The sequence below is a fragment of the Candidatus Glassbacteria bacterium genome, from assembly GCA_019456185.1.
In the GTDB taxonomy this organism is placed as follows: domain Bacteria; phylum Gemmatimonadota; class Glassbacteria; order GWA2-58-10; family GWA2-58-10; genus JAJRTS01.
On the sequence record VRUH01000001.1, the window covers coordinates 197,217 to 223,483 of the forward strand.

Sequence of the window (26,267 nt, forward strand, 5' to 3'; positions counted from 1 at the left end):
CCTCATCGTGAACATCAATGATTTTCCGGGTCTAAGCAGAAAGAAGAGGCTATTCTCCCACTGTTCATACCAGGGGGAGGGGGGGGCACACGTGACGATTTTAAAACTTTTCTGGCAGAGATGCCGGAGGAGATACTAGGGCAGATTCAGGCGGTGGAGGCTTCGGTCTACTTATCAAACCGGACTCGTTTGCGGGCAGCAGTTCAAGGAAAGATTTTAACCTTTGGAAAGGAAAACGGAAAATTTTGTTGCAATTACAGAGAAGTGCACCTTAATTTTTATCACCAACTGTTAGAATGCATAAGTGTTCGAAACAAGCGGAAGCCTCCGGTGATACAGATAGCTTGTAAGATCAAGCGGTCGGACCGGCACACTGCCGTGGCGAAATCAACTATCACCAGGAGGCTCCCATGGATTCAATTTATTACATTGGCCTGGACATACACAAGAAAACGATAGCTTATTGCGTAAAACGCTCAGACGGTGTACTGATCCGGCAGGGAGCGGTATCGGCAGAGCGCAAGGCTTTGCTGGAATGGATTTCCGAGTTACCAGGCCACTGGATAGGTGCAATGGAAGCCACCATGTTCACAGGTTGGGTCTATGATTTTCTGAAGCCTCATGCCTTGGAACTGAAGGTTGCCCATCCCGAGATGCTCAAAGCGATCACGGCGGCCAAGAAAAAGAATGACCGGGCCGATGCCGAGAAGATAGCCGATCTTCTGCGGGTCAACCTGCTGCCGGAGTGCTATATGGCCCCGACAGAGTTCCGTGAATTGAGACGCATTCTGCGCTACCGAAACATGGTCGTACGCAACGCCGTCGGGATGAAGAACAAAATATCCGGCCTGTTGATGGAAGTGGGCGCGACCTACGACAAAAGGCGCATTCATGGAAAAAGATATTTCAATTCCCTGCTTGAGCGTATTGAAGATGTGCCGACATCGGTAAAGGAGCTATTAGCGCTGAGCAGAAGCAACCTTGAGTTGTTTAGCGCTATCCAGAAAAAACTGCTTAAAACGCTGAAAGGCAACAACCTGATTCGACAGCGAGTAGAACGTCTGATGAGCATTCAAGGTGTGGGTGAAGTGCTGGCTCTGACCTGGGTACTGGAAATAGGGGAAGCCTCACGTTTCAGTTTATCGCGTCAGGCCATCAGTTATTGCGGCCTGTGCAGTGCTCAGCATGAATCGGCGGGCAAACAATATCGCGGCCCCATTTCAAAAAAGCGTAATAAACACCTGCAAACCATGCTGATCGAGGCGGCCAAGCTGGCTCCGCGCTGGAACGACCAACTGGCTATGGTTCACGCAAAAGAACTGGCCCGTGGCAACCACAACAAAGCCACATTGGCCGTGGCCCGCAAACTGGTTAAATACCTGCTCGGTCGTTGATCTGAAGAAATAGCGATTTCGAGCCGCTGCAACAGGCTGTTTAACGCCCCGTCACATACAGCTGTTTTTATACCGATCTTCCCGGCGTGCCTTGCAGAATGTTGGACTACATGAGCCGGAAAAAGGCTGCATGACTCCCAACTGTTTCGAGGACGCCGGGTTGACCCAAACTCAATCTTCCGTGAAGGGGAAAATGCCCCTGAGATGGCAAATGGATGTCTGGTCGCTTGACCTGCGGACCTTACAAAAGATAAAAAAGATCGGCAAACAACAGCTGGCAAATGAAAAAAACCGCCGGAGCGTATCCGTGGGGGTATGGGGAATCTCCGTTTCCCCCTTGACTATACTTATCATGGATGTTCAACTTGTCCTTACGGCATACAATTGTAAGTTACACACCAGCTGTAAACTTCCAGTTATCAGGACAATCTCAATGGCCCGTCTCGAATCGAATTTTTTTCCTGCCTGCTTTTTTTACCTCCTTCTATCTGCGTTTATCTATCCATCTATACTGAAGGCGGGAAAAATTTTCGCCGATGATTTTGAGTCCGGTGAACTGGCCGGCAAATGGAACCAAGTGAATATCCGCACGCCAGCCCACGGCGGCTACGAAACCAACCCGGAGCACGTGTTCAGCGGCCGGCGGAGCCTGCGGTTGACTGCTGTGGCCAACGACGGCCAGTCTTCGGTGGCGCAGGTGCAGTGCTGGTTCATGCCCGGCTACGACCGGCTCTACTACCGCTGGTACGCTAAATTCGCTCCCGAATTCGACGAGGGCAACCACATGCACTGGACCATGATCGGCGGCAGCCGCACCGATGACAAATACTCCGGGTTCGGCAAAGCCGGGATCATGCCGAATGGCACCGACTTTTTCACTACAATGCTCGATCCCTGGCGCAACTGGAAGAAATACCCGCCGCCGGGTGCGCTATGTTTCGCCAGTTCCTGGCCGGAAATGAAGCCGGGGCGCGACAGTGTGCATTACTCGAACCACCTTCTACCGGAGGTGCCTTTCGTGCCTGAACGCGGCCGGTGGTATTGCTACGAGGTGATGGTCGGGCTGAACGACCCGGGCCAGAAGAACGGCGAGCAGGCTTTCTGGATCGACGGGAAAAAGCTGCTGCACGTGAAAAACCTCCGCTGGCGGGATTCGGACGTATTGAGGCTCAATTTTTTCTGGTTCGCAGTCTATATTCACCAGGCGCAGCAAGACAACACCTGCTGGTACGACGACCTGGTGATCAGCACCGTATATCTCGGGCCAAAGGCTGAAGCGGAAAACAGCGGTGGGAATTAACAGGGAGAATAATCATGATACGGCTGATGATGGCAATTTTGGCCTGGCTGGCCCTGGCCTGCCTGCTGGCCGGCTGCACCCGGGTTGACAGCGATTCAAATGCGAGCTCCGCGGGAAGAATTAAACTTGGGACCTTTGCCGGGGTTCGCGAACACGGCAGGACCGATCTTTTTGTCTATTCACCCTGGGACCGGCAACGCTACGCTCAGTTAACTCTGCCCGAACACTGCTGGGGAAAATACCTGCCCAACACCAGCCACGCCGCCGACCCAGCGGTGGCTTCCCCCTGGCAGTTCGCCGCCGATTCCAGCGCAGCCTGGTATGAAAGCAGCCCCCGCGAAGGAGTGGTCTTCCGGACCCGGGCCAGGGCGGATTCAATGGCGCTCAGGCTGACCATCGAAATCGAAAACGCCACCGATGAGCCGGTCGTAGACATCCGCACCCTGGTCTGCTTCAAGCCGGACAACACCATCAACACTCCCAGCCGCCCGGACGGGATGACCGCCTTCCGAGATACCAGCCACTCCCGGACCTTCTTCCCCGTTGACGGCAGGGCCGTGCAGTTGCACGAAGAAACCCACTTCAGCGGGAAATTCCCGGCCCGGGACTGGACCGACGTCAGGAGCAATATAGTCTGGGGGATAAACGTCAGGGGACGGCCTGACATCCGCACCATCGAAGACGTGGGCTGGTGGTTCATTGGGGACCACCCCGGCAGGATGGTGGACGAAGTGGCAGACCCGGCGCTGGTTGCCATCCGCTCCAGTGATGACAGTACCCGCTGGCTGGGGCTGATCTGGGACCCCACCCAGGTGCTCTTTTGCAACCCGCGCAACCCCTGTTTCCATTCGGACCCGGCAATCGGTGACTGTCCGCCTCATGGCAGCACTTCCGCCCGGGGGATAATCTTCTATCACGAAGGCACTTTCGACGGCCTGCTGCAGCTGGCACTGGCCTGGAAGGCCGAACCAAAATAAAAAGCCGTCTCCAACAGTTTCAATTTTAATATGGGGAATGTCGGTAAAACTTGCATTATTCCCGCTGCCACCCCGTCCGGAGTGAAAAATGATAAAGAACATGATCGGATTTTTTCTGCCTGCCTGTTTGGCACTAACCGCCTATTGTTCCATCAACAAACCAGAATCCGGTAAACCCGTAGCATCATTTATTCAGGCTGCGAAAGTGGACAGCCTGGTCGCTGAAGTGCTCGAACCGGGTGGTCCGGGCTGCGTGGTGGCCGTCTTCAAGGACCAGCAGATTGCATTTGAGCGCGGCTACGGTCTGGCGAATCTGGACTACGGCCTTCCGGTAACTCCCGCCACCGTTTTCGACATCGCGTCGATCTCGAAGCAATTCACCGCAGCCTGCATCCTGATTCTCGCCGAAAGAAACCAGCTTGCGCTGGATGACGATATCCGAAAATTCATCCCCGAGTTCCCCGATTATGGCCCAAAAATCGAAATCAGACGCCTGCTCAACCATACCAGCGGTGTCAGAGACTGGGTCTGGCTGCTGACCCTGGAGGGCGTCCCATTCGAAAACGCCATCACCAGGCAGGAGCTGTTCGAACTGATTTACCGGCAGAAAAACCTGGCTTTCGCGCCGGGATCGGATTTCGTCTACAGCAACTCCGCTTACAACCTGCTGTCACTGATTATCGAGCGCGTTTCCGGCATGCCGCTTTCACGGTTCGTTTCCAGGGAAATATTCGAGCCCCTGGGGATGAAAAACTCATGCGTGTTCGATGACCGCCGGATGGTGGTCAAAAACCGCGCACTGGGCTATATCCCGGATGAGGGCGACGGCTGGCTGATGGAGCACTATTTCAACCCGGTGTTTACCGGTTCCAGCAACATTCACAGCACGCTGGGGGATCTGCTTCTATGGGACCGGAATTTCTACACAGGGGATGTCGGCCCGCCCGGGATGGCCGCCAGCATGGAAGACGCGGGCGAACTTAACAACGGAGAGGCGATCAAGTATGGGCTGGGGCTGTGGGTCGGCGAGTACCGGGAGCTGAGAACGGCGGGGCACGACGGGGACTGGGCCGGCTCGTTCGCCTACATGCTGCGCTTCCCGGATCAGCGCTTGACTGTTCTCTGCCTGTCCAACACCCATACTTTCAGCCCCAGGAGAATGTGCTATAAAATCGCGGACCTCTGCCTGGCTCAATGGCACGCCATGGAGCTCCCCGAACGGGACCGCGCCCCGGCCCCCAGAGTCCCTGTTGGGGCCGATCCGTCACTCTACGACGTTTATAGCGGTGAGTACGTGACGGAATCTGGAAGGAAATTGTCGCTCCGGCTGGAAAATGAGATGCTGACCGGGCGGTTCCCCGGCAGCCGGAAATTCAAGCTGCTGCCGCTCTCGGCGACCGAGTTCTTTCCGGAGGGAGACAACGCCACGCTGTCGGTTTTCCGTGACGGGGCGGGGGTGGTCGAGCGGATCGAGTGGAGGAGCGGCGAGAAAACTACCACCTATTACGACTCGCCGTACAAGTTTTCGAAATACGATATTTCCGGCAAGGGAGCAGAATACGCCGGAGAATACTACAGCGAGGACCTGAGAGCGACTTACAGGATAGAATCCGCGGACCAGGGCCTGGTGCTTAAATCGCCGATAAAGAGCCGTTACATGATGGAACTGACTGGTATCACCGGCAACGACCCTCTGGTAGCGTTGGCCGAGGACAGTTTCCGGTTCGCCTTCTTTGAGATAAAATTCAGACGCGACAAGCGGGGCCGGGTATCCGGATATACGTTGATCCATCCCTGGGCGAGCCTGAGAATCGAATTCGCAAAACTAGAGTTCCGCCAGCCGGGGTACAGAAGCGGAATCAATCGATAAACGACTGGTAAGCCAGCGTCCTGAATTGCCGGTCCAGCGGATAGTGGCCGTTGGGCATGAACTGTGTCGACAGCAGGCCGATCCATCGACCTTAAAAACCTTTGGTCATACTGTGTCAGCTTATGTCAGCAACTCCTGAGTTACTGCCCTGACGATAATCCGGTCAGAGCTTTTCTTATACTTGAAAGGAGAAAATCTACAAACCTGTTTACCTGAGGGATTATCTCTGCAATAACTGAATCAGGCGATGGTCCTCGGGAAATTTCTTCAATCCCTCGCGCAGGACATCGATTAGCCGGGACCCATTTCCCTGGTCTCTGTAGATCAGGGCCAGGTTCAGGAAATGATCGGGTTTACTTTGATCCAGCAGGAGGGCCAGCTTGAATTGCTCCTCAGCCTCGGCCAAGCGGTTGGTTCTGCGGTAAAGGTTACCAATATTCGTCCGCACCGACGGATCCTCGGGATTCGCCCTTAGGGCCAGCAACAGCCTTTTTTCGGACTGCTGATAATTGCCGCGGAGCAGGTAGATCAGCCCAGAGTAATTATTGGCTTGCGGATCGCCTGGCATGATTGCCAGAGACCTCTCGAAATAGGTAAAAGCCTCGTCCGGCTCCTTGTTCATCAGCAGAAGCAGGCCAATATTATTGAGGACCGAAGTCGAATTTGAATTCACCTTCAGGGCCCTGTCGAAGCAATCCATCGCTCGGTCGAACAGTCCCTGATTGGCCAACAGGATACCGTAATTGCACAGGAGGGAAATGTCATCCGGGTATAGCCCCAGTGCACGACGGTATAAATTTTCGGCCCGCTCCGGTTGCTCGGTTTGTCCGTATAGCCGGGCGAGGAAAGTCAGGCTATTGCGATGGCCGGACAAAAGTTTCAGTGCACCTGCATAATAGCCGGCCGCGGATTCGAAATCTCCGCCTTTTTCTTGCACCACGCCCATCAGATATCGCGCCTCGCCGTTTCTTTCCAGGAGCGCCGGGTTGGCGCCCAGCATCCGCCGTACCTCGGGATATTTCCCCGCCCAGACCAGTACTTTGGCCAGGTTAAGAGGACCTAGTTCTAAATAGTCGGCGCTCAGCTCAACCATTCTCTTGTCGTAAAGCGCATCTCTGTCCAGTTTGTCCAGCCCAGCTGGATTTACCTCCGGAATCATCTCCGCCAGCCGGCGGGCAATCTCGACGGCAATCGTCAGATTGGTACGGGGGCTCGGATGAATGTGGTCCAGTAATAATTCATTGCCGATCAGTACGCCAGGCTCCAAAACCCGCAGAAGCTCCGGCAGATCGAGCAGGCGGGCTTTCCCACCCGCGGTCTCTTCTTCCAGTATGTGCCTTATCCGATCCGGAGCCCGCAGGGGGCAAACGTCCAGTTCCCTGGCGAGCAGAAGATGTTTTTCCGCGGCAGCGGTGTCGCCTGTAACGAGCAATACCCTCCCCAGGCGAAAATGAGCTTCTGCATAGAGGCTGTCGATCTCGACGGCTCCGGTGAGCGTTTTGATAGCTCGAGCGAATTCACCTCGATCCGCATGAGCGGTTCCGGTCGCCAGCAGCTTATTGAAACTGAGTCTCTTGGTACTGGGCAGAGCGGGATTGTTGGAGCTTTTGAACGGAGAAAAATCCCTGGTATTGTCCACTGGGAGGCAGAAAAGCAGGGGCACGCCGGATCTCGCGCAGAGCCCGATCATCCGCTGGACGTTGAACCTGAAATGAGAATAAACGTCCTGAGTAAAGACCGTATCCGGCTGATAGAGGTCTAGTCCAGCACTCTGGTCCAGAAGGGTTTCCACTTCCGCTGCCAGCAACCCTGCTCCGGCGCGTAATTCGGCGGTTTTATTATCTGCTTTTTTCAGCGAATTCTTTATCTTGGCGGCTAAACGGTAGAAATTTGTCCGGCGGGCGAGGCCAGTCAGGCTGAAAATGAAGGGCGAAGTGTTGAGTAATTTCGGATAGGTCCGTTGCTCCAGGAATTCATTGTGGCCGGTGTAGATGACAACCAGGTCGGGATCGAAGGCCAGTATCTCCTCGAGTACGATTTTAACGCGGTAACTGGCATAGCTGATTGCACCGGCGTTAATCACTTCATATTGTCGTTGATCGCAGGTTTGGTCGAGGACCTTTTCCAGCCAGGCGGAGAAGGATGTTTCGTGGCGGTACGGTCTGCCGTAGGTGGTGGAGCCGCCAAGGGTAATAATGCGAAAAGTACCAGGAAGTTTACAGCGGGAAAAATCCTGCCGATTGAACCAGCGCTGTTTCTCGTAAGCTGTTCTCAGCCGTTCCGTTCCGTTTTCGGCCCGGTATCCTTCGAATACCGGCACCGACCGGCTGAAACCGACGAATGGATCGGATTCCGCCTCGCTGATGTCGAGCCCCGGGATCATTCCGAGTAAAAAGTCCAGCAGGAGAGTCAGGATAATCCCGAACACTATCAGAGCGAACTTCAAGCCGGTCTTTTTGAAGATGTTTTTCACGTTCAGCCTCAATTTAAAGCGTCTCATTTATCGTCAATATTAAAACCGGGCTCTGCCTGGTCAAAAGAATAATTGCGTAACCTTGTTTTTGGACTATTCGTTTTTAGAGAAGCAGGCCGCCAGCAAATGATAATATTTTAACCGCTCAATCCCTATCCCGCTGTTAATGTTTGATCAATCTCAGCGTATTTTTTTACTGGTAAATCAGCGGATAGTTGATAATATGTTGTATTATGTAATTTCAAGCTGTTTTTATCTCTGTAGCATACCCCAAGTCCTGAGTAATATTTTCTTACAGCATTAGCTGAAACGATTTTAAATTCGTCTTTTAATGAGGCCCAGGGGCGAGGTAGTCGAGTTAACACGTTCCTTTCTTTCAACAAGAGCTCCGAATGCCGCAACAAATAAACCATATCAGTTTTCGTGGCGGTCCCTATGGGAGTGTAGTTCCTATCGCAATTTTTATCCTCGCTACTATTTTTCTCATTCTAAATGGTAGTGCGGATGTCAAAAGTATGATCGTGACGGCCATGCTCAGTATCTCTCTGGGAATGCTATTCGCTTCGAGCCCGGTGGACTATAGTGAAGCTATCTTTTCTCTGATAGCAAACCGGGTTACCGGTGTAGCTGTTACCTGCTGGCTCTGGGTAGGAGCATTCTCGGGAATCCTCGCAGATTCGGGGTTGACCGAAGCAATAGTCTGGCTGGGATGGAAACTGAGTCTCGGCGGGATAGTATTCGTTCTGTGCACTTTTATCATCTCAGCGATCTTTACCGTTTCGGTTGGCAGCGCTTTAGGTACTGTAGTCGGGTTTACTACCGTAATCTATCCGGCTGGTATCCTCCTCGGTGCGCCGCCGGGACCCCTGATGGGGGCTATAATCAGCGGCGCGGCATTCGGCGACAACCTGGCGCCGATATCCGATACGACAATAATATCAGCAGCCACTCAGGAAACCGACATCGGAGGAGTAGTTCGTTCGAGGCTCAAGTACTCCCTGAGTGCCGCTTTTATTGCCAGTGTGCTGTTTTTCATTCATGGAGATAGCGCTTTTACAAGCAACACGCTGGAAGCCAATAAACTGCTGGCTGAGATGGCAGATCCCTCCGGCTTGCCAATGTTAATCCCGGGACTGATAGTACTAGTCAGCATGATATTCGGTTGTCATTTTTTCCTGGCAATAAATCTGGGTATTTTCTCGACACTGGTTATAGGAAGCTTTACCGGCGTTTTTCCTCTGGAACGGGTGATTCAATTCTCTGGAGAAGGATCATTCGGCGGGAGTATGGTAGATGGAATAATGGCAATACTTCCAATCGTCATTCTTGCCATGCTGCTGATCACGGTAAACGGACTGATGGAACGCGGCGGTTTTTTCAACAGGCTGCTGGCTCTGCTCGAAAGCAATGCAGTCAAATCCGTCCGCGGAGCCGAAACCGCAATTGTGACACTTGTTTCGATCGCAAACCTATGCGTTCCGGGCAACACAACCGCAATGATAACTGTCGGGCCACTCGTCAATAAGTTAAGAAAGAGACATGGAATCCATCCTTACAGAAGTGCGAACCTCATCGACACAATCTCCTGTTCATTCCCCTTCATGCTTCCCTATTCGGCAATCATCATTCTGACAATCGCTTTACAGAAAGAATTACTCGAGAGGTACGACTTTATCGTTGTCCTGTCGTGGTCGGATATCTGGCCCCATGTTTATTACGGAATCGTGCTCTTTCCTTTGATGATTTTGGCGGTAATTACCGGTTTCGGCCGAAAAAAAGGCTGAAACTAGTAATAACATCCAGGGAAACCATTGAGATGCGTTATATTTTCCCCGTCTTCAGCAGGTCCTGTTGCGAGTAATCAGATACTCCATAATTTAACCAAGCTTTAACTCCCTTATTTCAAGCTATCCAGGGCCGTTGCCTCTCGACTCCATTTGCGAGCATTTCCTGCACCATAGCCACATCATCCCTGACCTGCCAATCGAACATCCCCACCGCCAGAAAATCGGCCCCTCTTTCGAAAGCATGGACGAAGCTTTCTTTCGGTTTGTCCCTGCCGGCACCAAGAACCTTGAAACCGATCCAGGTTTTTTTCACCGTCTTCATGAAAGATTCGATATCATCAGGCTCGCTGGATAAATAGCCCACTTTGTTCACCGTATACATGTAATAATCCGGATTCAGCCCGGCTTCCTCACAGGCCTTGATAGTCTCCAGGCGATGGCCTCCAATCCCGGCGAATATCCCGGTTTTCTTCATGCCTTCGACTATCTCGCCGACCTCGTCTACTTTCCCCCCCCTGATTTTACTGTCACACTTCCCGCCGTGATAGTAGATTGCGTAGGCGCCGTTATCCCGGGCCATCTTGGCGTTTTCAACCGGATCTCCCTGTTCCGGGGCGCTTTGGGCTATCCAATGCAGCTTACCACCTTTTTCCTTCCGATAAATGCTGTAATTTTTGATGATATGCGGGTCGCATCTCATCAGAGTAGTGTTGATCCCGTTCTCCTCGGCCAGAGCCCAGGTCTCCATTATTTTCTCGTGAGTAAAATAACGGGTCATAAGTGCCGACTGGTAGAGCAGGCCGCCAGAATGTGCCGAGCCACTGATCAAATTTCCTCCGATAATTAGTCTCGATACTTCGAGCTCGCCGAATTTACCTTTTTGCAGTCCCTTAACCGGCTCCTTCTTCTTCCCGTACTCGTCCCTGTTGACAAGCTGCCCCAGCAGAGCCTGGTGCTCGTAACCGAGACCGGCCAGCAGTCCGCTGGACACTGCCAGAGATTTGCCCATAAAGCAGCGGCGATTGAGATTCTTACCCATTTCTCATCTCTCCATCAAATAGTGATCCTGTTATTGAATGAGCCTTCCAGAAGGCTGCACTTTTTCTCTTCATTCCTGACCGCAAGTTGCTGGGATACCATCCTCGGACTTGAACAATAAAAACTACCCAGGCGCCAAAGCCCTACACTAAACATTGTCGTCTACCACATAAGGATATCGATACTCTCGGCTCAGATGGACGTCGGCTTCATGGTCGCCGACAAATTCTTCGGTGGCGGAATCGAAGGTCAGCGTCCGTCCGGTGCGATAGGCGATATTGGAGAGGTGGCACATGGAAGTGGAGAGGTGTCCCTCGAGAATATCGGCATGCAAATGGTCCCGCCGGCGAGAGCGGACGCAATCGATAAAGTTCTGGAAATGCGGATCGCCCCCAGTGCCCTGCAAGTTCAATCTGTCTGCCTGAGCCCTGGCTTCATCCCCGCTCATACCCTCGCCCGGCTCGTTTTCCCGGCCGTAGTAGGCCTGCCAGCTGCCGCTCCCCAGCTTGAGCCAGCCCTCGGTGCCGTAGAAAAACTCGCCCTGAAGCATATTTTCCTCTGAATTGGAATAGAGGCCCCGGACCTCTATTTGAATAATCCTGCCGTCCGGGTATTCCATAACCGAGATATGAGTATTGGGCGTCTCCTGGTCGCAGTCCTGCCACATGAAGCAGCCGCCCGTGCTCTGGATTTTTCGGGGATGCTCGTACTGCTGCATTCCCCAGCGGGCGCGGTCCAGATTGTGGACACCGGTGTTCCCCGTCTCTCCGTTGCCGGTATCCCAGAACCAGTGCCAGTTGTAGTGGAAGCGCTTTTCGTTGAAAGGACGCCATTGGGCCGGTCCGAGCCAGAGGTCGTAATGAACACCCTGCGGTACCGGGGAGTTTTCCGTTCGCCCGAAGCTGTCCCTGGGCTTGATAAGGCAGCATCTGGCCATGTAGATATCCCCGAGCTTGCCTGAGTGCAGAAACTCCATCGCGGTCCTGCAAACCACCGAGCTACGGCTCTGGGTGCCGACCTGCACTATCCGGTCGTACTTTCGGGCCGCTTCGATCATCTTGCGGCCTTCCCGGATATTATGTGAAGCCGGCTTCTCGACGAAGACGTCCTTACCGGCCTGACAGGCCCAGATAGTGGCCAGGGCATGCCAATGGTTGGTGCTGGCGATCGAGACCGCATCGATGTTTTTGTCTTCCAGCACCCTGCGGATATCCGTCTCGGTTCTGGCTTTCCCGCCTGATACCTTGTGCAGGTATTCCACGGCACCCGGCAACAGTCGCTCGTCCACATCGCATATCACGGAGACATCGACGTTGGGAATTCCGGCAAAACCTCTCAGATGAGCTTTCCCGCGGCTGCGGATGCCCATTACCGCCACGTTGATCCTGTCGTTCGGACTGTTGCCGGCGAAACCTGTGGTGATAAAAGGTCCGGCAGCGGCCAGGACGGCAGCCCGTCTGCCTGCTTTCGAGATAAATCTTCGACGACCCATTTTTGCCATAGTCTTTTTACCTCGAAATCTTTAAATTCAAATTAAGGCCGATCAACTCCAGAAAGTAAAATGGAACAGCCGGAAGTCTATGCAGGTCTGGGCTTGCCGGGTATGGGGACCGGTCTTTTGGGTGCCGGACCCAGCTGCATGCTTTTCGGGCACAGATCGAGATCAGAATTGACCATTTCCTCCCAGGTCAACAGCTTACCTGTATAGGCGGCCTCGCGGCCCATGATTGCGGTCAGCGTACTTTCAGCGCCGAAATCCAGCGCATCGTTCCTGGCATGGTTATTCCTGATGCTTTCGATCAGCTCCGTATGCTCGTAGACCGATGAGTTTGTCCTTTCTCCCGTGTAACGCCAGGGATTGGCGCCCACTATACCGGACCGGCCGGCCAATGTTCCGGTGGTTCCCACCAGTTCGGTAGCCACCTTGTTCTCGCAATTGTCCCACTGGCGCAGCATGCAGCTCACGTGCACTCCGCCCGGATATTCGTAGTCGATCGACATGTGGTCCCAGATATTGCCGTACTTCGGGTCGGTGCGAACCTGCCTGCCTCCGCTGCCGACAGCACTGACCGGGTGAGAACCCATCAGCCAGTTCATCCTGTCGATCTGGTGGATCACCATTTCGACTATCTGGTCACCCGACAGCCAGCAGAAGTAGTACCAGTTACGGCATTGGTATTCCATTTCCGTCCAGGAGGGGTCCGATCCGCGGTGCCAGAGGCCGCCACCGAGACGATAAATTCGTCCGGCGCGGATTTCGCCAATCCCGCCATCGTGGATCCTCTTCACCAGCTCCATCCCGCCTATGCTGTGCCTGTTGTTGAGCCCTACGACTACTGACAGCCCTTTGCTCTTGGCCGTCTCGGCGGACTTGGTAATTTTTCTCACCCCTGCCGGATCGGTGGCAAGCGGCTTCTCGGCAAAAATGTGCTTACCGGCCCTGACTGCGGCATCGAAATGGAGAGGCCTGAATCCCGGGGGTGTGGCTAGAATTACATAATCCACATCAGACTCCATCACTTTTTTATAGCAGTCCATCCCTGTGAACTTGCTATCTTTAGAAACCTTGATGTTTGCCTGAAGTTCTCCCTGAAGGTCCCGGTCACCCTTCAGGGCGTCAAGACTCCTTTCGATCTGTTCAGGGACAAGGTCGGCCATGGCGGTGAGGTGGATATTGGGAGCTGCCGTGATAGCGTTGGCCGCGGCGCCCGTACCTCTTCCGCCGCAACCGATAAGGCCGACTTTGGTCGTTTCTTCCTGCTGCGCGTGTGCGCTCCGGATAAAAGGAAATCCGGCAATAGCTGTTGCGGCGCCGCCGGCTATAAATTTACGACGGGTAATCTCTCGTTTGCCGCTCATGATAGATTCCTTTGCAGACTATAGGATTCTCCATTTCGCCTTAAATGCTCCGGCGAAAACAGAATTATTTCGGAAACAACTCCCAGATCTCTTCACGGCTGGGCTGGCGGCCATACTCGCAGAGCTCGAACACCTCTACATGCTCGATTTTATCAGCCCGGGCTTTGCCGTAGCGCTCCTCGACTATATCAGCGTACTTTTCCTTCCAACTTCTGGTTCTCCCTGTGCGGCTTTTTTTCAGCCATTTGAGGCGCTCGGCTGGATTTTTCGGCACCTGATCCAGCCTGCCCCCGACCCAGGGCAGCCACTCGTACATCTGGCTTGGCATGGCATCGAACGCCCGGATTTTCTTGTCGATCACAGGCGTGATATCCACCGCAACATCAGGAGTGAAGGGATAAGGCTTCTGGAAGCGGTCGGCGAAGTACATGAAAAGCGGGTTATGCTCGAGCCGTGGAGTATCCGGGCAGATATTGGGCACCACCACCATGTAGGCCGCATCCTGGACGATCTGTCCGGTATAACGATGGTCGGGATGATAGTCGTTGGGACGGTTCGTGATTACGATATCGGCTTTCCATTCACGGATGGCGCGGATAACGGCTTTGCGCGCCTCGAGGTTCGGTTCGAGCTCGCCGTCGTGGAAATCGAGAGTGCGCCAGCTTACGCCGAGTATATCGGCAGCCGCCCTGCACTCGGCTGCGCGGCGCCTGGCAAGCGCACCTCCGCCTTCGGTCTGGTGCCCAGCATCACCATTAGTTACCGATACCATCATCACTTTTGCACCGGCCGCAGACCAGAGAGCGGCTGTTCCGCCGCCCTTGCCCTCGGTGTCATCGGGGTGGGCGCCGATCATGATTACCCGCAGTGGTTTTTCAGATTCAGCTGCCTCCAGGGCATTCGCCTGCTGGCCGCAGATCGAAACAAAGGCGACCAGGATAAAACACGCAATCCACGAGTAACCGTGTGACGGAAAAATTCTCTTCATTGTTAAGCTCCCTGCCTGGATGAGGGCCGCATAGCGAACTTGCTTGCGATTGGAAGGTGCAGTGAAAATCACGATATACCGGCAGGCGAATCTATCGCCGAAAAGTAAGGGATCTTAATAATTCAAGCAGGTCGAAAATGTCGACCCTGCCGTCATAATTCATATCCGCGGCCCAGTTTTGATCATCTGAGAGCGCTTTCAGCATTTTGAGCAGATCGAAAATTCTAATCTGTCCGTCCCGGTCGAGATCACCTTTAACAGGCAGGCTGCCGCGGTGCTCGATCAGCCCCTGGGCCAGGACGTTGCAATATTCCTCGATAGCAGTGTAACCGGAGGCCATGATGGTACTGTGGTCGTTACCGTTGGAGGCGTCCAGCCCGTTTGCCCTTTCCCAGGCGTCCGGCAGGCCGTCATTATCGGTATCAAGTGGAGGTGCCTGGGGTGTAAGTCCGGTCATCAGGTCGCCGGATTCGTGACGGCCCCAGGAGCCTGTGCCCGTCTTTACCTCTTCGATAGTACGGCGGCTTACCGTATCTCTCGGGAAGCATCCCGCCAGGTCAAGCACCAGCTTATAGGTTTCCTGGGGGGTATGGGTAGTGATAGGGGGAACCAGGTACTCCTGTTCCGCTTTCACTCCTTTGTCCGCATAGTAGCGCAGGCCGTAGAGACTGTCCGCCTCTGCCCAGGGGTCCTGGATCATCCCGGTAAAGGTATTATTTCTACCCTCGAAGTAGTTGTCTCGCAGATAGTAGGAGACATCCGATACAAATAAGAATGGGAAGACATTCGGCTCACTTGGACCGGTTTTGTAATAATTGCCGATAATGTTGAAACCGAGGTTGTTAGGCACGTGGCCTTCGTGGGAGAGCCCGCCCCGGTAGTCATAGACCACGATGTTGCGGATATCTGAGGGCCCATGGGCGATAGCCGGGCAGCGGCGCCTGTGGTGAGCGAACAGGGTGTGGTGCAGCGAAATCCTTCCTCCGCCGGGGCCGTTGATCATCCCGAAGTTGTGCGGCACGCCTTTGGAATGTCCCTCTTTATCCGATTCCTCGATCGCGCACCACTGGATGGTGACATCGTGGGAATAATAGATGTCAATGGTTTCATCGTTGGCCCAACTGCAGGAGACATGGTCGATAATACAGTTTTCCACCTTACCGAACTGGATTGCGTCACCACTGGAGCCAGTGGTTGGGTCCGGCCTTACTCGCAGGAAGCGAACTACAATGTCGCTGAACCGCCGCTCTCCGTAGCGGGTAACCAGCCGGCCCTGGATAGTGATTCCAGCACCGGGCGCGGTCTGCCCCATTATCGATATCTGTCCATTCTCGATAACCACGTCACCGGGGATAACTCCGCTGGTATCGAATACCACTATCCTCGGGCCCTCGGCACTGCAGGCGGCCTGAAGGCTGCCAGGGCCGCTGGTGTTCAGATTTGTAACCTTGATAACACGCCCGCCCCGGCCTCCAGGCGTGGTTGAACCGAATCCTTCAGCTCCCGGAAATGATGGGAGAGTTTCCGCTTGCTCGTCATTAGCAATCAGATGATCGGGAAAGGTTTGAAGAAGAAGCAACGACAACAGGAAGAAATAACAGAGAATCTTTTTCACAGCTTAATCCTTTTCTCGGTTTTCCACCATCCGGAATAGAGATCTCTTCGGTACAACTCCGGCTGCATTCCAACTACTTTAACCGTTCCACATATTTAATAAAGTTCCCGGCTCCCTGAGTGGAGCCGGGAACTTAAGGAGATAATTTCATCTCCGATATTCAGCAGCTAAAATCCGAAGCTAAGAGTGAAAAAATTATCCGCTGACAGTCTGCCCTTGTTCTTGTACGCATAGCTGAAACGGACGTGCATGTTGTCGATCTGGCGCTGGATGCCGCCGCCGAAACTGAATCCTCTCCAGGTGGGATCTTCGCCCAGATAATTGATTCCGGACTGATCGACAGCTTCGGTGTACTCGTCGGTCTGAACCTGCCAACCCAGACGGAGGGCGCCGGAAAGGAATGGCGTGAAATTAAAGGTCACTTCCGAGCCGGCTCCGTAGGAGATCGGGATATAGCTCGGACGCCAGAACTCACCGGCCACCAGCCAGTTGGCCCGTTCACCAGTGTACAGGTTGTAGGCCAGTGCTATTTTCAGCACTGTCGGCAGGCGGTAGGTGTGGGTCTGCCTGTATGCCAGCCTGACGTTGCGCTTGGAGAACTGGGTAGCATCCTGGGACCAATCGCTGTAACCGGTCGGCACATCGCCGCTCTTGTTTTCGGGGCCGATCTCTTCAAGCAGGTTCGCGCCCCTCATCGTGATATTGGTACCCAGGTTCTGGATGTTGAACGAGAACTTGATCTCGCGGTCGGCCACCTCGGTATGGTAAACTACCCCGGCATCAATACCGAACGCGCTGCCGCCCATGTTGTTCAACATGTCCTGGTGGATATACTTGACGTTCAACCCGCCGATAAAGCGGTCGGAAAAGTTGTACGCCATCGATCCGCCCATCTGGAAATCGTAGGCGTTATAGAAGTTCCCGGTGCCCCCGGGCGAGGTGACGGTGGTGATTTCGATATCGGGCACATTCAGGTACCCGAAAAAGCCGCCGATCACCAGCGACCCGTCGCCCACGGGCGAGGCGAACGCACCATAGCTGTAGGTGAGATCGAGAGTGTAATCAACAACGGTCAACATCAACTCGCGGTTCTGCAGGAAACCCAGACCGGCGGGGTTCCACCAGATCGCGGAGATGTCGTCGCAGACCGCCGAGTAAGCGCTGCCCATTGCGATCCCGCGGGCCCCGACCGGGATGGTAAGGAATTCCGCGGCTCTGACACCCACAAAAGAGGCGTCGTCGGGACGGCCTGCTTCAATGTACTTGTCCAGACCGGTATAGTCCTGGCGGGCGGTACCCTGCGCCAGCAGGGGCAGGAACGAGAACGCCAGGCAGAATATTGATGCGGCCAAGACAATTCGAGCTTTTATTCCTGACATGTATACCTCCGATTAATCATTTGGGGAAACAACGTAATAGATACAAATCACGGGTTCAGTTGATGACATAGAACTTGCCCGTATGTGTTTCCCCGCGCTGATCGGTAACGTGGTAGAAATAGAGCCCGCTCGCCACTGTCTGGCCGAAGCGGTTTCTGAGGTTCCAGGGTTCTGTACCGCCATGGTTGTCGTATCCCTGGAACACCCTGGGCTCGTTGTCGGTCAACCTGTCCCAGTCCGTGTAATCGCCCCATCCCTGGCGGCTGGAACCTATATGGTTAAGCACGTTGACCAGGTTGCCGCCCAGCGAGTAAATCCGGATGGTGCAGCGGCTGGGCAGATTTGTAAACTCGATTCTGCGGTTGTTCGGTGAAAGATCCAGGTATGAACTGGCCACATAGGGATTCGGTACGACCCTGATTTCCGAAAGATCGGCATCATCCGGATTGATGGTCGTTGGTTGAATCCTGAATTCCCATCTGTCGCCTGGGAACGGCGGTCCGGGTTCCTGGTAAAAGATCGTCTGGTCACCGTTCCATGAGCCGAACAGAAAGTCGGCAGTAAACACCGTACCGGATGAGGGCATTCCGCCGATCACGCCGTCGGTGCCTCGAACCACCATCAGAACGCCGTTGAGCCAAATCCCGAACTCGTCGGTGTTGTCCGCTGGCATGGTATCGACCATTTTAGCGGTACGCTCGCTAACCGGCGTGTCTGACTGCATTTCATCGTACAGTGTACCGCGACCTGAAAATGCGCTGCCATAAGCATCCTGGGTGACGAATCCCCAGCCGTAAGCCTCGTCCGGGTATTCCACGAAAGGCAGTGTGTATCCGCGGGTCTGATCTACCACCGTAACGGTTCCGCTGCCCCACGTGACCGTGAATCGGCCGTCTCTGTACTGGCCCGGGATCGAGGGCGGATAGCCGCCCGCACGGTTGTTATCGCCTCCGCTGCTTGCCAGGACCAGATTGCCTCCCGTGTATCCGCCGGCGTTGAGACTTCGTTGAACCTTACTTCTGAAATCGCCGTTCGACATGTAGTCGAAGCTGGCCGACAGGGCGTAAGCAATGCCTTCGCTGTCCACCGGCCCGCTGAGGACCGTCGTATAATTGAAGGAACCGTTGCGGGAGCGGACTGTGGCCACAGGCGACTCCTGAACCATGGTCGAGCCTTCAGACATCTGGAAAGTGACCGGGGTGTAATTATTGTTATTCCCATATGCTCTGAAGGTGCTGGCCACATCAATGTAGAGTGTTTTGTCCGAAGTGATCCTTTCCGGATTCGGCACCTCTAGCACGAACGAGGCAACTGGCAAAATGTAAACCGGTGGCTCAGCGAGTGTCCCGTCACCGTTACCCTGAAGCTGATACTCGGTAACGAACAGCGGATCGGATCCAGCGAACGGATGGAAGATCGGTTCACCATCAACTTTTGCTTCACTGTAATCGGAGGCGTTGCTCCTGGGAACTACGCTGTAGATTGCTTCGCCAGGGCGGTTCCAGAGTTTTGCGCTCTCTTCCAAAGGCAGACTGAACGGATCGCCTGAGGCTATATCATAGTTCAAATCATAGGGCACTACCGCGTACCAGACTTTCATTCCGTTACGCATCCGATACTGCGGGTAATCGTCATCGAGCACGTCGTTATAATGGAACCGAATATTCCCCTGAGTCCGGTTGAAGTCACCCAGAAGTTCCGAGTGCGTATCATTGGGACCCACAAAGCTGCGGTACACCCGGTATCCCTCGAAATCAAACTCCCGATAGCGTCCATTCGGATCCAGATTGTTATCATTCAGGAAATAATAATAACTATCGGGGGTATTGAGGTTGACATCGCTCCAGGTGATCGAGACCTGCCGGTCGCCCGGGACTATTGTCAAAGTAGGCGCCGCGGGTGTCTCGGGCAGAATATATCCGCCTAAGGCCACAGTACGCGCAACCTTCACAGAGTTCTCTATAGGAGCGAGCCCTTCCTGGATAATCGGTGAGTCGATATTTCCCACATCCAGCGGAGGAACCACAAAAGGTGTGATTGCGGGGTAGACGAACATTATCACGTAGTCCATCGCGAAAGAATCACGCGGCTTGACGTCGTGCAGTTCACCATAGCCGCAGTCTTGAATCCATGCGCTTCCTCCGCCCCAGATCCATTGATTGTATCGCTCGTCACCGGGGTTCAGCTTGCCGGGCCAGACATTCTGGTGGGTGCCGGTGAAGGGGTTGATCACGCCGGGCAGGAAATCCTCCGTACCCATGATATTTCGGTAGACCTGCCCGGGTGTCTTGCCGCTCAGTCCGAGCTGCAGTGAACCGGTCACGCCGAAACTGCCGCCAGCGGAGTTGAAGTTTTTCAGCTCCATTGTCTCCCCGTTATATTCGGGAAGCTTAAGCGGCGCCTTGGCAAATAACGCGTACTCCGGCGGGTTCCAGTTCGGCTGCTGGGGATTCTGGTTGAAAGTGACGTCTATGTCCTTTTCGTAATGGTAGGCCCACAGGTTGCTCCAGGGGGAATAGCTGCCGCCCCACTGAAAATAGCGGCTCTGGTAATAGAGGCAGACGCTGGACCAGTCCCATCCAGCTGGATGGGCCGCGCCGAATTCCTGGTAAGTCCCGCTGGGGCTGTACTTGAGGAATTCGGTGACGTTGATGATGTTTTCGTGCGCGTAAACCATGTCGTTACTTTCACCGTAATTCAGAAAGTAAAACGAACACTCCTTGAGAAAGCCGGGAAGTATTCCGTAACCCCAGCCCAGGAAGATGTCTCCCTGCTGAGTGTAGATGGTTTCCGCACCGTGCCGGATTATCTCGCCGCTGGGGCTCCGGTCCACCCGGCCGCCGACCGGCCAGTCGAGCAGGTCGTCGTCATCCAGGGTGGTCCAGACGCGCATGTGGTTGATGTCACCGGACACGCTGCCGACGTTCTGTCCGGAAGCGTAGATCGCGGCCAGCTCGGCAGCCGCTTCCGGTTCGGCGCGGAATCCGGTGGTAAAGCGGCCGTCGGTGGACATTGTGGTGTCTTCGGGAACGCCGTCCCCGTCAAAATCGCGGGTGACCGCCATCATCAGGCCGAAGTTCCAGCTGCGACTGGTTAAGTTGCCCGAACCGGCGGGAAACATCATGATATTTCCCCTGGTATTGATCGGCCCATAGGAGCCGGATGTAAATCCAACCTGGAAATTGTTTCCCTGGCTTACCCTCTGCTGGAGCTTCTCGGCGTGCAGTAAGCCACCCGCAAGGCAGGTCACTGCGACCAGGACAGACAGGATTTTCAAATATCTCATATTTTTCATATGAATCTCCTGCATAGTTAATTTGTTTATCAAGGTACGTGGTGCAGCCTGGTAATCAGAAGCGGATCTCCGCCCCCAGTCGGATTTGCCTTGCCATGCCCCAGTTGGCGGCGTTAATCGTGGCATCCATCATGCGATAGGCTATTTCTCCCTTAGTGGCTTCCAGTCTGCTCAAGTGTCCATCACCGTTTAAATCAGCGTTGAAGCGCATGTCTTCCTGCTCGCTTCTACCCGGTGTTTCCCAATCCCAGCCTTCTGCAGGAGCGGTTGCACCTATATAGGAATCCTCGTACGAGTAGTTCCTGGGATAGCCGACATGGTTCTTCCGGTTCGTGGCGTTGAAGATTTCCGTGAACACGCTGAACCGCCGCGCTCCGCCCAAGTCGAAAGATTTGGTGAACCGCAGGTCGAGGTTGTAGATCCAGGATCCACGGAAGTACTGTGTCCCGCCGCTGGGCTGTCCGCTCTGAATGTTAAATGCGCCGTAGAGCCTCAGATTCCTCAGCAGTCTATGGTAAAACGTACCTGACATGTAATCCTGCGGGAACAGGTAGCTGCCCCTGGCAACGAACATATGCGTACGGTCGCCCTCGATCGGCCGGAGATCATCGGGCGGGACCTGAACCTCGCCGGTGGCCGGGTCGTAGGTGAACGCGTTGCTCAGGGCCTGGTTGGGCGCGCTGCCGGTTGTACGGGAGAACTGCAGCGTGTAAATTGCGGCGAATGTAAAGTTGTTGGAGAAGCGCTTGCGCACGGTTAAATCAACGCCCTTGATATTACCCGCATCCCTGTTGGTGTAGTATGTGCTCCATCCCCGCTCTCTCTGTTCGGTCGTGAACAGGTAGATATCGCGGAACACTGACTTGCGCGCCACGTTGCCTTCGATATCGCGGTAGTAGGACACGAGATCCAGCACAACGTCGTCGGAAAGCATGTAGCTTATTCCTGATTCGAACGCATCGGTGCGGGTAAGGTCCAGGAACCCGTCGTTGCTGCCGCTGTACATGATCGACATATTAGGTATCTGGGTGAAAGCGCCGTAGGAGAAGCGCATCTGGGCCTTGTCGGTCACCGGGAAAGCCACGTCGAATCTGGGCGACCACTCGTGCTTGATCTGCGGGAATGTACCTTCTCCGCTGCGGTTGCCCTCTGATATTCCCCAGTTCTCCCTGGGCCTGAACGAATCGAACCTGAGCCCGTAGTTGAACACGAAATCGCCGAGATCGGTACGGTTCTGGATGTAGAAAGCCATGATCCTGGGAGTATAATTGAACTCGTAGTCGTAATTGCGCTCGGAGTTCCAGTTTCCCGGATTGATCTTGTGGTTGTCCAGCATGCTGTACTGGACTCCCATCTTGGCCCGATTGTACCGATCAAACTGAAAGTCGACATCAAACTTATAGTTGTTCTGCTTCTCGCGGCCGTAGCGATACTGGATAAGAAAGAGGTTATCCCGGAAAGCTCTGAACGGGGTCTCGAAGATCCACGACTGCAGCCAGCGCGTGGTGCCATCGGGGTAGTACAGCCGGCGCTCGGGAATGCTGCTGATCGCCCAGCGGTCGGGATAGTTCTCGACCTCGAAATTGATCTCTTCCCTCTGCCAGCTCATGAACGGATCGCGCTGCCAGCCCACTTCCAGATCCGCGCCGTTTACACTCTGGTTCACGAAATAGTGATAGCGGAACATCACTGTTGCACTGCGCTCGGCGCTCTTGAGGAAATTCCAGTCGCCACCGACCAGGGTGTTGGAGGACTTGACTTTCCTGGCCCTTGCCTGGTGGATATACGTTTCCGTTTCGGTTCCCCAGTTGCGCTGGGGGAGATCGTCAACGGTTACAAGGCCGTCGTAGAAATAGTTCCCGCTGCCGTCGCTACCTTTGGGATAGGAGCGCTGGTTGCGGGACAGATTCTGGGTTCCGATAAGTTTCAGCCCTGCCATCGGCGCAAAGGTGATCTTACCTGACCCGAGAGTCCTGTCTCCCCAGTTCGTTTCCCGGCGCACCGGGTTGGGTGGCGACCAGAGTGAGGCATCTGAACCTGTCAAAGAAGCGTAAGATTCCCTGCCGGTCCGGAACTGCTCGAGAGTAAAAGCGTTTTCGGGCTGGCTCAGAATCGGGTCGTTAACTACCGACTGGTTCAGCCTGTCCACGAAGTCCTGGTTGACTCCCCGGAACCCCTCGTCTGCGTGAGTCGGGAAATTATCCGCGGTACCCTGTATTTCTCCGGAAACGTGGAAAAACAGGTTGTTCACGCTCGGAATCAGGGGGCCGCCCACAGAGACAGACAACTGGTTGTAACCGTAATCCGAGGTGCGCGGGTTCTGCTGGTCGCTCGTGAACCGGACCGAGCCCCTGTACTGCGGGCCGCCCTCGCGGGTAACGATGTTGATAATACCCGACTGGGCGTTGCCGTACTCGGCCTGGAATCCGCCTGTGATTATATCCACCTGCTCAACCGCTCCGATCGAAAACTCCAGCGGATTCGTATCCTGGCCGGTATGCGCTTCCTCGGTATTATGCCACCAGTCGCCGCCGCTCCAGGTATGGTCGAATGGATCGGCGGTATTATTACGTACCATAACGCCGTCGACAACCATCGCCTCCTCGCCGAGACGGCCACCGCGGATGCGCAGGCCCTGGCTCTTGCCGCCCTCACCGCCGATCTGCACTCCGGCCTCGAGTATCATCAGATCCTCTAGCGTGGTCGCGGGTGCTTCTTGCATATACTCCGATGTCATTCTCTGTTTGGAGACTGTGTTGTCGCGAGGCATCAGTACCTCGCTTTCACCTTCGACCGTAATCCCTTCGAGTTGAACGACCGTGGAACTCAAATCTGCGTTGACCGTGGAGGTCTGGCCGGCCAGGATCAACTCATTGGCCACGGTGGTTTTCTGGTAACCGGTATATGTGAAAGTGATATCCCTTCTGCCGGGCGGGATATTGAGGATGAAATAATACCCATCGGCATTGGTCACATTACCGAGCCGGGTACCCTCCACAATAACCTGGGCTCCTTCAAGCGGGCTGCCGGTGTCCTTGTCCCGAACGGTACCTTCGATCTTGCCGGTCGAGAGTTGTGCATGCAGATCGATGGTATTCACGAGCAGGAGCAGCATCAAGGGCACAAAAATCACAGACCCGGCTCGAGCTAGAACTTTTCGTTGCATGGATCCTCCAATTCAGAATGAACCAAAGTTACAGAGTAGAACTTCAAACACTATTCTTGCTTCATAAGCGGAACTCCTGTTAAGTAACCAAGTTGGTACTGAACTCACGTGCAGGCTTCCTGGAAACCTGCCTAACCTTCCATTCCATCGTACGTCTGCTGATAGTGAATTTCGGCAGCTTTTTCCTCGGAACGGATTTACATTTAAAGCTCTTTCTCGAGTAGTCGGCTTCGTACTTTCTGTTTCTCGCCGTTAGTGATCGAGGCAAGACAGGGGACGATATTTTTTCCCCCCAGTACCATTTCCGCATAGAACTCCAGTAAGCCCGACAGATTCGCGTCAAAAACACTGATATCCTTTATCCTGTCGAGGTCCTGAGCCGTCAGCCCTCCGGAGGCGATCAGTTCGACAGCACCGGAAGGTCTGACATCTCCATTCGGGTAGCGCGACATGGCTATGTTCATGCCCGTTAAGAAATTCACCGTCGGAACAGCGGCTATTTTTTCCACCCAGTCGCTCTGTTTGAGATCGACAAAGCTCCGAATCAGTCCGCGCTGCATCGCGGGCAGGTAGTCCACCTGCAAAAAACCACCGATGCACTTGATTCCCCTGGCAAAAGCGAGAGTCGCGAAACTCAAAAACAGTCCTGGCAACAGCAAGCGTTTTTTTAATCCGTTCCTGATTGCCTCTGGAGTAAAAGGAATCGATATTTTCCCCCCGGGTGCGATGCCCCGCAGAAGCGGCTTTCCCCTCCCGCGGTCCAGCAGGGCGGGGATACGCCTTCCCCTGGTATCGGCGAAACAGAAAAAATTGGTACCGCAACCGCGGAACGCCTCGCTCAAAGTGGGATGCCTATCAATACTGCTCCAGAGATCGACCAGTTTTCGCTGATTCCAGCATCCCGTTTCACCGTCTAGATTGCCGATTACCCTTTCCTGAAGAGAAGGTTCGAAGAGGATATTGTAGATTAAGGACTCCCGATTGCTCAGATCCCTATGGAGAAGCGAAACGACTACCCGCTCCATTTCGAGGTAAGCTATATCGGGTATATCCTCTCTCACTTCGGGCGAAAATATCCTCTTCCAGATTCTGCGGTTCAGAATCACCGCCTGGTCGGAATAATCGACCTGGCCCAGAACTTCCGCGCTGTCGTATTCCTCGCTAAAGAGCTCGAGAAGCACTTTTTTTTCACATGCCAGTAAATCTCCCTGGCCGAAGTGTCTCTCAACACTATTTTTCGCCTTGTTCAGCTGTTCTCTGCCGACAGGAGGAGCAAGGCTGACCAGACATTGGGATTTGCTTCCAGGGATTAGCGGAAACTTTAAATTAAGGAGTTTTTTTTCTCCGGGAGAGACTGTAGCCTCTATTTCCCTGGACAGCACGATTCCCCGGGGAAAAGTACAATTGCTCAGAGGCACGATTCCGCAGGCCAGCACCGGCAGAATCGGCAATGTTTTTTTCCCCCCGCTGAAAATCCCGGGCAAAGAAAAAATTATTTCGCCCTGCAGAGTTATCGACTTATAGCTGACTCCATGATGATTAGCCGTCAGTACAACCGACTTCTCGCCGAAACATTTTTCCAGTAACTCGGCGTTTTTTCTGCCAAGCAGTCCTTCGGAATACTTGCATACAACCTCGATAAAATCGTCGATGGGCTGGATCGGCCGGGCCCTGTAATCGAAAAAACCGGTTGCATATTCCAGGACCGTTAAGTGGCCTTTCTCGGTGATAATTCTTGATATTCCCGGGCAATTTTCCAGTAGGAACTGAATTTGTTTATCCATCTGGATTGTTATAATCGAATTGGGTCAACATTTCTATTCTGCCGGGAGCTGGAATTTGCCGCCAAATTAAGCGGCATTCGCAAAATCCAGTAATGCTTTATCCGTTAAATAGTTGCGCTGTATCAACGGGCCGCTGAAAATAGTCCTAATTAATAAATATAGAAACCAAAAGTAGTATGATACTATAATTATAGGACTGTACTGCATACTTGTCAAGTCCTATTTGTTGGTATATTGACAAGTAAGGGTAGGGGTGCTATCTTGATAAAGGCGACCACTTTTCTCTTGTTCATTATTTAGTAAGAGGTTATTTGTACCCGGACATGGCGGATTAACACAGAA

Annotated in this window: 15 protein-coding genes and 1 pseudogene; 5 read left to right on the plus strand and 11 right to left on the minus strand. The window is 54.0% G+C overall.

From position 1 onward, the window contains the following. The first annotated feature begins 410 nt into the window (after positions 1-410). The 4 genes from FVQ81_00875 (at position 411) to FVQ81_00890 (ending at position 5,541) form a co-directional block, all read left to right on the plus strand. Positions 411-1,394 carry an IS110 family transposase gene (locus tag FVQ81_00875; GenBank protein ID MBW7995129.1) on the plus strand — a complete coding sequence of 328 codons (984 nt, stop codon included), beginning with the start codon at positions 411-413 and terminating at the stop codon, positions 1,392-1,394. A 433-nt stretch (positions 1,395-1,827) separates the two neighbouring features. Then, on the plus strand, positions 1,828-2,694 hold the full coding sequence (locus FVQ81_00880; protein ID MBW7995130.1) for a hypothetical protein: 867 nt from the start codon (positions 1,828-1,830) through the stop codon (positions 2,692-2,694). 14 nt (positions 2,695-2,708) lie between these two features. Continuing rightward, positions 2,709-3,671, plus strand: coding sequence for a hypothetical protein (locus tag FVQ81_00885; protein MBW7995131.1), 963 nt, complete (start codon positions 2,709-2,711; stop codon positions 3,669-3,671). Between the two features lie 88 nt (positions 3,672-3,759). Then, positions 3,760-5,541, plus strand: a complete 1,782-nt coding sequence (locus FVQ81_00890) for a beta-lactamase family protein (protein ID MBW7995132.1) — start codon at positions 3,760-3,762, stop codon at positions 5,539-5,541. Positions 5,542-5,761: 220 nt separating this feature from the next. Here the strand turns inward: FVQ81_00890 and FVQ81_00895 are convergent, their stop codons facing one another. Further along, complete coding sequence (locus tag FVQ81_00895; GenBank protein ID MBW7995133.1) at positions 5,762-8,041, minus strand: tetratricopeptide repeat protein; 2,280 nt, start codon at positions 8,039-8,041, stop codon at positions 5,762-5,764. 125 nt (positions 8,042-8,166) lie between these two features. Then, positions 8,167-8,394 (minus strand): hypothetical protein, encoded by a 228-nt coding sequence (locus FVQ81_00900; protein MBW7995134.1) that lies wholly within the window; start codon positions 8,392-8,394, stop codon positions 8,167-8,169. Between the two features lie 12 nt (positions 8,395-8,406). Here FVQ81_00900 and FVQ81_00905 point away from each other — a divergent pair, with 12 nt between their 5' ends. Next, on the plus strand, positions 8,407-9,798 hold the full coding sequence (locus FVQ81_00905) for a hypothetical protein (protein MBW7995135.1): 1,392 nt from the start codon (positions 8,407-8,409) through the stop codon (positions 9,796-9,798). A gap of 118 nt (positions 9,799-9,916) precedes the next feature. Here the strand turns inward: FVQ81_00905 and FVQ81_00910 are convergent, their stop codons facing one another. The 9 genes and pseudogenes from FVQ81_00910 to FVQ81_00950 all read right to left on the minus strand — a co-directional run bounded on the left by FVQ81_00910 (position 9,917) and on the right by FVQ81_00950 (position 25,925). Next, positions 9,917-10,840 (minus strand): hypothetical protein, encoded by a 924-nt coding sequence (locus tag FVQ81_00910; GenBank protein MBW7995136.1) that lies wholly within the window; start codon positions 10,838-10,840, stop codon positions 9,917-9,919. A gap of 147 nt (positions 10,841-10,987) precedes the next feature. Further along, positions 10,988-12,340, minus strand: coding sequence for a Gfo/Idh/MocA family oxidoreductase (locus FVQ81_00915; protein MBW7995137.1), 1,353 nt, complete (start codon positions 12,338-12,340; stop codon positions 10,988-10,990). Between the two features lie 77 nt (positions 12,341-12,417). Further along, entirely contained in the window at positions 12,418-13,698 is a 1,281-nt protein-coding gene (locus FVQ81_00920) for a Gfo/Idh/MocA family oxidoreductase (GenBank protein ID MBW7995138.1), read from the minus strand. A gap of 64 nt (positions 13,699-13,762) precedes the next feature. Beyond that, a complete protein-coding gene (locus FVQ81_00925; GenBank protein ID MBW7995139.1) occupies positions 13,763-14,686 on the minus strand; it encodes a PIG-L family deacetylase in 924 nt (307 codons plus the stop codon). 280 nt (positions 14,687-14,966) lie between these two features. Then, positions 14,967-16,232, minus strand: a pseudogene (locus FVQ81_00930) (pectate lyase precursor). A 236-nt stretch (positions 16,233-16,468) separates the two neighbouring features. Then, positions 16,469-17,680 carry a PorV/PorQ family protein gene (locus FVQ81_00935; protein MBW7995140.1) on the minus strand — a complete coding sequence of 404 codons (1,212 nt, stop codon included), beginning with the start codon at positions 17,678-17,680 and terminating at the stop codon, positions 16,469-16,471. Positions 17,681-17,735: 55 nt separating this feature from the next. Beyond that, positions 17,736-20,975 carry a hypothetical protein gene (locus FVQ81_00940; protein MBW7995141.1) on the minus strand — a complete coding sequence of 1,080 codons (3,240 nt, stop codon included), beginning with the start codon at positions 20,973-20,975 and terminating at the stop codon, positions 17,736-17,738. Between the two features lie 55 nt (positions 20,976-21,030). Then, complete coding sequence (locus FVQ81_00945) at positions 21,031-24,141, minus strand: TonB-dependent receptor (GenBank protein ID MBW7995142.1); 3,111 nt, start codon at positions 24,139-24,141, stop codon at positions 21,031-21,033. A 203-nt stretch (positions 24,142-24,344) separates the two neighbouring features. Further along, positions 24,345-25,925, minus strand: a complete 1,581-nt coding sequence (locus FVQ81_00950) for a hypothetical protein (GenBank protein MBW7995143.1) — start codon at positions 25,923-25,925, stop codon at positions 24,345-24,347. Positions 25,926-26,267 lie beyond the last annotated feature (342 nt).

Bases quoted from the DNA above. Each gene is read 5' to 3' on its own strand.
- FVQ81_00875 (MBW7995129.1), top strand. From the start codon at position 411: ATGGATTCAATTTATTACATTGGCCTGGACATACACAAGAAAACGATA.
- FVQ81_00880 (MBW7995130.1), top strand. From the start codon at position 1,828: ATGGCCCGTCTCGAATCGAATTTTTTTCCTGCCTGCTTTTTTTACCTC.
- FVQ81_00885 (MBW7995131.1), top strand. From the start codon at position 2,709: ATGATACGGCTGATGATGGCAATTTTGGCCTGGCTGGCCCTGGCCTGC.
- FVQ81_00890 (MBW7995132.1), top strand. From the start codon at position 3,760: ATGATAAAGAACATGATCGGATTTTTTCTGCCTGCCTGTTTGGCACTA.
- FVQ81_00895 (MBW7995133.1), bottom strand. From the start codon at position 8,041: ATGAGACGCTTTAAATTGAGGCTGAACGTGAAAAACATCTTCAAAAAG.
- FVQ81_00905 (MBW7995135.1), top strand. From the start codon at position 8,407: ATGCCGCAACAAATAAACCATATCAGTTTTCGTGGCGGTCCCTATGGG.
- FVQ81_00910 (MBW7995136.1), bottom strand. From the start codon at position 10,840: ATGGGTAAGAATCTCAATCGCCGCTGCTTTATGGGCAAATCTCTGGCA.
- FVQ81_00915 (MBW7995137.1), bottom strand. From the start codon at position 12,340: ATGGCAAAAATGGGTCGTCGAAGATTTATCTCGAAAGCAGGCAGACGG.
- FVQ81_00920 (MBW7995138.1), bottom strand. From the start codon at position 13,698: ATGAGCGGCAAACGAGAGATTACCCGTCGTAAATTTATAGCCGGCGGC.
- FVQ81_00925 (MBW7995139.1), bottom strand. From the start codon at position 14,686: ATGAAGAGAATTTTTCCGTCACACGGTTACTCGTGGATTGCGTGTTTT.
- FVQ81_00935 (MBW7995140.1), bottom strand. From the start codon at position 17,680: ATGTCAGGAATAAAAGCTCGAATTGTCTTGGCCGCATCAATATTCTGC.
- FVQ81_00940 (MBW7995141.1), bottom strand. From the start codon at position 20,975: ATGAAAAATATGAGATATTTGAAAATCCTGTCTGTCCTGGTCGCAGTG.
- FVQ81_00945 (MBW7995142.1), bottom strand. From the start codon at position 24,141: ATGCAACGAAAAGTTCTAGCTCGAGCCGGGTCTGTGATTTTTGTGCCC.
- FVQ81_00950 (MBW7995143.1), bottom strand. From the start codon at position 25,925: ATGGATAAACAAATTCAGTTCCTACTGGAAAATTGCCCGGGAATATCA.